Consider the following 6,857-nt stretch of genomic DNA (forward strand, 5'->3'; position numbering starts at 1 on the left):
TTTGAAGAAAAAGGTTTCACACCTCCCTTACTCCCTCCTTATTAGGAGGGAAACTCATACTTTTAAAAATCATAGATAAAATATTTATAACAGTTTCCCCTCTAACAAGAGGGGATTAAGGGGTGTGTTCTTTAATTATATCAAATCCCACTTAACTCCTTTTATTTTTATAAATAGTTATAATAATATTGTTTTTATATATTTGATATATAAAATATATATACAATGAGCAAAACAAAAAAACTTATTGAATTAGACGATAAAGCCATTGAAATCCTCGAAAAACAAGCAAAACTTCAAAAACGCTCGTTAAAAAATTACATTGAATATACTTTGGAAGAACAAGCCATTCGTTTTAGTGAACCTTCGGAAGAATATAAGGCTATGATGGATGATATGTTGGATAGAATAGACAGAGATGAAATAAATTTTATTCCAATGGAAGTAGTCAAAAAGAAGTATGGTTTATAAATTGATTATTACACCAGAAGCTTTTAGAGAAATTGATTTAGCCATTTGTTATTTTAAAACCAAAAATATTGAAAAAGCGTGTTTAAAAGAATTGAGTGAACAAATAACTTTTTTAGAAGAACATCCCCTAACAAGACAAATTCGGTATAAAAACATAAGGATTCATTTGTTTAAGAAATTCAATTATTCATTTCATTATGTGGTAATTGATAATGAAGTGCGAATTTTACACTTCCTCAACCAAAAACTAAATTTTTAAATGAAAACATACATCGCACTTTTAAGAGGCATAAACGTAGGTGGACACAAGAAAATTCCAATGGCTGAACTTAGAGAATTGCTTTTAAAAGAGGGTTTAGAGCATGTGCAAACCTATATTCAAAGTGGCAATGCGGTTTTTCAATCTTTAGAAGAAAATTTAGAAAAACTGGAATTAAAAATACATAATGCTATTAAAACCCATTTCGGATTTGAAGTGCCAGTTTTAGTAAAGACGCCTGAAGGCCTGCAACAAATTTTTGATGAGTGTCTGTTTCCAGAAGAAAAGAAAGTTAATAGTTATTTTATCGTGCTGTATACCGTTTCAGATAAGAATTTGGTAGAAGGTGTTTCTCAAATATCTTATCCCAATGAAGAGTTTATTATAACGGAGCATTGTATTTATTTTTATTGCTCTGTAGGTTATGGGAATACTAAATTCAACAGTAACTTTTTTGAACGAAAATTAAAAACAACAGCTACTGCAAGAAATTATAAAACTATGGTAAAGTTAATTGCAATGTCATTAGTAAATAAAAAAGACCATTAGATATTTACTATTTTAGCCAAAAATTAATTGACTAATAATAAAACTGTTTTAAACAGTCTTTGTTAGCAGAATAATTGCCATGACAGAAAAAGATTTTATCCCAAAACCCTATAGCAATTCACTTGAAAGCGGAAGTTTTACATGGTCTTCGCCAAGTAACATTGCTTTAGTGAAATACTGGGGAAAAAAGGAACATCAAATTCCAGAAAACCCATCAATTAGTTTTACGCTTGATAATTGTAAAACCACTACCAATTTGACTTTTTCAAAAAAATCAAATCATGATGGTTTCTCGTTTGAAGTGTTTTTGGATGGCGAACAAAAAGATGATTTCAAACCAAAAATTGAAACTTTTTTTAAGCGAGTTGAAGTCTATTTACCTTTTTTGAAAGATTATCATTTTACGTTAGAAACGTCTAATACGTTTCCACACAGTTCTGGTATAGCATCTTCAGCATCAGGAATGAGTGCTTTGGCGTTGTGCTTAATGAGCATAGAAAAGTCTATTATAGAATCGGATGTCACTTTGAACGCTCCCGATAGCTATCGGGACGAAAGGCCTTTTAATAATGACTATTTCATTCAAAAAGCGTCATTTTTAGCACGTTTAGGCTCCGGGAGTGCTTGTAGAAGTTTAGAAGGCGGTTTAGTAGTTTGGGGAAAACATGATAACATTGAAGGAAGTTCAGATCTATATGGTGTAAAATATCCTTATGAAGTCCATCAAAATTTTAAAAACTATCAAGACACCATCTTGCTCGTTGATAAAGGGGAAAAGCAAGTAAGTAGCACCGTTGGGCATAATTTGATGCATGGACATCCGTTTGCTCAACAACGATTCGAACAGGCAAATAAAAACCTTTCTGATATAATTTCAATTTTAAAAAGTGGCCATTTAGATAAGTTTATAGCCTTAGTAGAAAGCGAGGCATTAACACTTCATGCCATGATGATGACTAGCCAGCCGTATTTTATTTTAATGAAACCAAACACTCTAGAGATTATCAATAAAATTTGGAGTTATAGGAAAGCATCTGGTTCTAAAATTTGTTTTACTTTAGATGCTGGAGCTAATGTACATGTGTTGTATCCAGAAAGTGAAGCACCTCAAGTTTTAGAATTCATTCAGAATGAATTAGTTGCATTTTGTCAAAATGCACAGTATATTTGCGACGTTATTGGTTTGGGGGCTAGTAAATTATAAAATTATCATGCTATTTTGTTTAAAAAAATAGTATATTTGTTAAACACATTACCCAAGCAAAATAGCTATTATGAAAGGACCTCTCTTTTACTCTAAAATCTTACTCTTTGGTGAGTATGGAATCATTAAGGATTCTAAAGGTTTATCTATTCCTTATAATTTTTATAATGGGGCGCTAAAGAAAGATGAAAATCCTTCTGATGAAGCTATCAATTCTAATGCAAGTTTAAAACGATTTACTGCTCATATTCAAAGAATAGATAATGATGTAGTTCGTTTTGATATAGAACGATTATTAGAAGATGTGAATTCAGGAATGTATTTTGATTCGTCAATTCCTCAAGGGTATGGTGTTGGCAGTAGTGGAGCTTTAGTGGCTGCTATTTATGATAAGTATGCTTTTAATAAAATTACAGTTCTAGAAAATTTAACCAGAGAAAAGCTATTAACGTTAAAAACGATATTTTCTGCAATGGAATCTTTTTTCCATGGAAAATCTTCTGGTTTAGATCCTTTAAATAGTTATTTAAGTATTCCAATTCTTATCAATTCTAAAGATAATATTGAGGCCACTGGTATTCCTTCGCAACAAAGCGACGGTAAAGGTGCTGTATTTTTATTAGATAGTGGTATTATTGGTGAAACCGCACCAATGGTAAGCTTGTTTATGGAAAACATGAAGCAAGAAGGTTTCCGTAGGATGCTTAAAAACCAATTTATAAAACATACAGATGCATGTGTTGACGATTTCTTGAAAGGCGATATAAAGTCATTATTTAGTAATACAAAGCAGTTATCTAAAGTGGTGCTGAATCATTTTAAGCCCATGATTCCACAACAGTTTCATGAACTTTGGAAAAAAGGTATTGAAACCAATGAGTATTACTTAAAACTTTGTGGTTCCGGTGGCGGAGGTTATATCCTTGGTTTTACTGAAGATATTCAAAAAGCAAAACAATCATTGTCTGATTATAAATTAGAAGTCGTTTACAACTTCTAAACTTCATATACTGTCATCCTGAAATGACATCCTAATCTAATCAAAGGGTGGTTTCAGGATTTTATCAAAATATTTTTTCAGATGTTATCAAGAAGACAGAAACATATTCTACTTAAATTTTTCAGTCTATTTTCTGTGGTTAGAGGCTACAATATTCTTGTTGTTGTAATTGCCCAATATCTTACCGCTATTTACATTTTGGCACACAACAAACCTGTAAAAGAGGTTGTATTCGATTTAAATTTACTCATGTTAGTACTGGCATCAGCTTCAGCTATCGCAGGAGGCTATATCATTAATAGTTTTTATGACTCTGAAAAAGACTTAATAAATCGCCCTATAAAGTCTAGATTAGATAGATTGGTGAGTCAAAATACCAAGCTCTCTTTTTATTTTGTACTTAATTTTATAGCGGTAGTTATGGCAAGTTATGTGTCATTTAAGGCTGTAATATTCTTTTCCATTTACATTTTTGGTATTTGGTTTTATTCGCATAAACTAAAAAGATTACCATTTATTGGGAATTTAACATCAGCAATTTTAACTATTACGCCTTTCTTTGCCATTTTTATGTATTACAAAAACTTTGAAACGGTAATTTTTGTACATGCCGTTTTCTTATTTATTATGATTGCCATGCGAGAATTGACGAAAGATTTAGAAAACATAAAAGGCGACATTGCACAAAACTATGTTACAATTCCAGTGGCTTTTGGAGAAAAAACGTCTAAAGTCATGTTAACCGTTTTGGCGGCTTTAACTTTAATTCCAACGTATTTATTGTTGTTTCATTTTGAAGTAGGTTACATGTATTTCTTCTTCTATTTAAGTTTGATGTTATTAGTTGTATTTCTATGCTTGTTATGGATGTCAAAAACGAAAATACAGTATTTAATATTGCATAATATTTTAAAATTTATAATTCTTGCAGGTGTATTTAGTATACTTTTAATTGATGTGAGTGTTATTTTAAATCGTATATAAATGCAAAATTTATTAAAAGTAGCCTTAGCCCAAATATCACCTGTTTGGTTGAATAAATTAGAAACTCTTAAAAAAATTGAGAAATCTATTATTGATGCTTCAAAAGAAAATTGTGAGTTGATTATTTTCGGTGAAGGATTAGTTCCGGGTTACCCATTTTGGTTGGCATTAACAGGAGGAGCAGAATGGAATACAAAAGTAAATAAAGAAATTCATGCGCATTATGTTAAGAATTCAATTACCATTGAAAAAGGAGATTTAGATTGTGTTTGTAGATTAGCAAAAACACACTATATGGCCATCTATTTAGGGGTAATAGAGCGCCCGTTAGATAGAGGCGGGCATAGTGTTTATGCCTCTTTAGTTTACATAAATGAAGAAGGCGAAATAAAATCGGTACACAGAAAGTTGCAACCAACTTACGATGAACGTTTAACCTGGGCACCAGGAGATGGTAATGGTTTGCAAGTACATGAACTCAAAGAATTTACTATTGGTGGATTGAATTGTTGGGAAAACTGGATGCCATTACCAAGAGCAGCTTTATATGGTTTAGGAGAAAATTTACATATTGCTGTATGGCCTGGGAGCGATCATAACACCAAAGATATAACACGGTTTATTGCCAGAGAATCGCGATCATTTGTGATATCTGTTTCAAGTTTAATGAAAAAAGAAGACTTTCCAAAAGATACGCCACATTTAGATAAGATATTGGAAAAAGCACCAGATGTTTTAGCTAATGGTGGAAGCTGTATTGCTGGGCCTGATGGAGAATGGATTATAGAGCCAGTTTTACATAAAGAAGGATTAATTATTGAAACCATTGACTTTAGCCGCGTGTTTGAAGAACGTCAGAATTTTGATCCAGTTGGTCATTATTCACGACCAGATGTTACAAAACTAACGGTGAATACTGAACGACAATCTACAGTAGTATTTACGGATAAAAACAAATCGCAAATCTAAAATAGTATATCATAATTTTAAATCTATCTTTGCAAAAAATTATTAGTAATGAACAGACATCAAGGGGGTAAGGGAAAAGGAAAGCCATCAGAACGTGGTGCAGAAAGTAAGCGTTTTAGAAGTAATGCTAAGGGAAATACACCAGTAAAAAAAACAAATACAACATCACAATCTTCAAGTAACTCAGGTGAATTAAGATTGAATAAATACATAGCTAATTCTGGTATGTGTTCTCGTCGTGAGGCAGATGCACATATTGCTATTGGTTTGGTAACGGTAAATGGTAAAGTCATTACTGAAATGGGTTTCAAAGTGAAGTTAGAAGATGAGGTGCGTTATGATGGTGCTCGTATTAACCCAGAGCAAAAAGCTTATGTATTGCTTAATAAACCTAAGGGTTTTGCAACTACAACAAGCGAAGGTAAAGGTAGAACGGTTATGGATTTAGTAGCTAATGCTACATCCTCTCGTATTAAGCCCATTGGGCGTTTAGGACGGAATTCAAAAGGCTTATTATTGTTTACTAATGATGACGCCATAAGTAGTAAATTCACGAATTCTAAGCATGGTGTAGCGCGTTTGTTTCATTTAGAATTAGACAAAAACTTAAAACTTGAAGACTTAAAAAAGATTCAAGGTGGTTTTAAGATTGAAGGAAAACTTGTTGAAGTTGAAGAGATTAGCTATATAGATGGTGCTAGTAAAAAGGAAGTAGGCTTAAAAATCAAGAATACGGGAAACACTATTATCCGCAGTATTTTTGAGTATTTTAAGTATGAAATTGTTAGTTTAGATTGTGTGGCTATTGGTCATTTAACCAAGAAAGATATTCCTCGTGGTAGTTGGAAACATTTGACAGAACAGGAGTTGAATACCTTGAAGATGCTTTAATTATAGTTTAAAAATTAAATTATATCTCTTGTTTGTTGAAATGATAAATAGCTAATTTTTATATTCCCCAATATGCCATAAAACCCCAGATGGGTCGTGGATAAAATATTCGTTTCCCCAATCGTTATAATGGATTTCTGATATTCTTACTTTTTTATATTTAGTAGTGAGATTAAGCTTTTTAATTTCAGCCAAATGTTGCTCAACATTGTTTACCTCTAAAAAAATCATAGAATTATCAACCCATCTTTTCACATAAGCGTCTTGTAAATAAAAGCCAAATTCGCCGCATTTAAAATAAGACATTTTATAAGGAATTTTAATTTCTTCAAATCCGAAGTCTAAATAAAACTGTCTGGAAAGATTATAGTTTTTTGCACCAATAAATGTTCTGATAGATTTTATGTTGTGATTCATTTTTAGTGATTTTATAACCTACAAGATAACGAAAGTTTCTTGTTTTGTAGGATTTTTTGCGTATTCTATGATAAAAAACAAATAAAAACGACAAAAATTAAGCTGCAAATTTA

General features: G+C 31.7%; 8 protein-coding genes. 7 read left to right on the top strand and 1 reads right to left on the bottom strand.

Annotated elements, in window-relative coordinates; genetic code table 11:
* Positions 1 to 225 precede the first annotated feature (225 nt).
* The 7 genes from AAC024_RS15385 (at position 226) to AAC024_RS15415 (ending at position 6,327) form a co-directional block, all read left to right on the top strand.
* Positions 226 to 471 carry a hypothetical protein gene (locus tag AAC024_RS15385; protein WP_339896378.1) on the top strand — a complete coding sequence of 82 codons (246 nt, stop codon included), beginning with the start codon at positions 226 to 228 and terminating at the stop codon, positions 469 to 471.
* A 259-nt stretch (positions 472 to 730) separates the two neighbouring features.
* Positions 731 to 1,279, top strand: coding sequence for a DUF1697 domain-containing protein (locus AAC024_RS15390; RefSeq protein WP_339896379.1), 549 nt, complete (start codon positions 731 to 733; stop codon positions 1,277 to 1,279).
* A 79-nt stretch (positions 1,280 to 1,358) separates the two neighbouring features.
* Positions 1,359 to 2,483 carry a diphosphomevalonate decarboxylase gene (locus AAC024_RS15395; protein ID WP_339896380.1) on the top strand — a complete coding sequence of 375 codons (1,125 nt, stop codon included), beginning with the start codon at positions 1,359 to 1,361 and terminating at the stop codon, positions 2,481 to 2,483.
* A 70-nt stretch (positions 2,484 to 2,553) separates the two neighbouring features.
* Positions 2,554 to 3,483 carry a mevalonate kinase gene (locus AAC024_RS15400; protein ID WP_339896381.1) on the top strand — a complete coding sequence of 310 codons (930 nt, stop codon included), beginning with the start codon at positions 2,554 to 2,556 and terminating at the stop codon, positions 3,481 to 3,483.
* Positions 3,484 to 3,564: 81 nt separating this feature from the next.
* Positions 3,565 to 4,467 (top strand): geranylgeranylglycerol-phosphate geranylgeranyltransferase, encoded by a 903-nt coding sequence (locus AAC024_RS15405; protein ID WP_339896382.1) that lies wholly within the window; start codon positions 3,565 to 3,567, stop codon positions 4,465 to 4,467.
* Positions 4,468 to 5,436 (top strand): carbon-nitrogen hydrolase family protein, encoded by a 969-nt coding sequence (locus tag AAC024_RS15410; RefSeq protein WP_339896383.1) that lies wholly within the window; start codon positions 4,468 to 4,470, stop codon positions 5,434 to 5,436.
* Between the two features lie 48 nt (positions 5,437 to 5,484).
* Entirely contained in the window at positions 5,485 to 6,327 is an 843-nt protein-coding gene (locus AAC024_RS15415; protein ID WP_339896384.1) for a pseudouridine synthase, read from the top strand.
* A 51-nt stretch (positions 6,328 to 6,378) separates the two neighbouring features.
* On the opposite strand, the gene AAC024_RS15420 is transcribed toward AAC024_RS15415, so the two are convergent.
* The gene (locus AAC024_RS15420) at positions 6,379 to 6,744 is read right to left on the bottom strand and encodes a glyoxalase (RefSeq protein WP_339896385.1); all 366 of its coding nucleotides are present in this window, start codon (positions 6,742 to 6,744) and stop codon (positions 6,379 to 6,381) included.
* Between the last annotated feature and the right edge of the window lie 113 nt (positions 6,745 to 6,857).

This window comes from uncultured Algibacter sp. (assembly GCF_963976535.1).
GTDB lineage: Bacteria > Bacteroidota > Bacteroidia > Flavobacteriales > Flavobacteriaceae > Algibacter_B.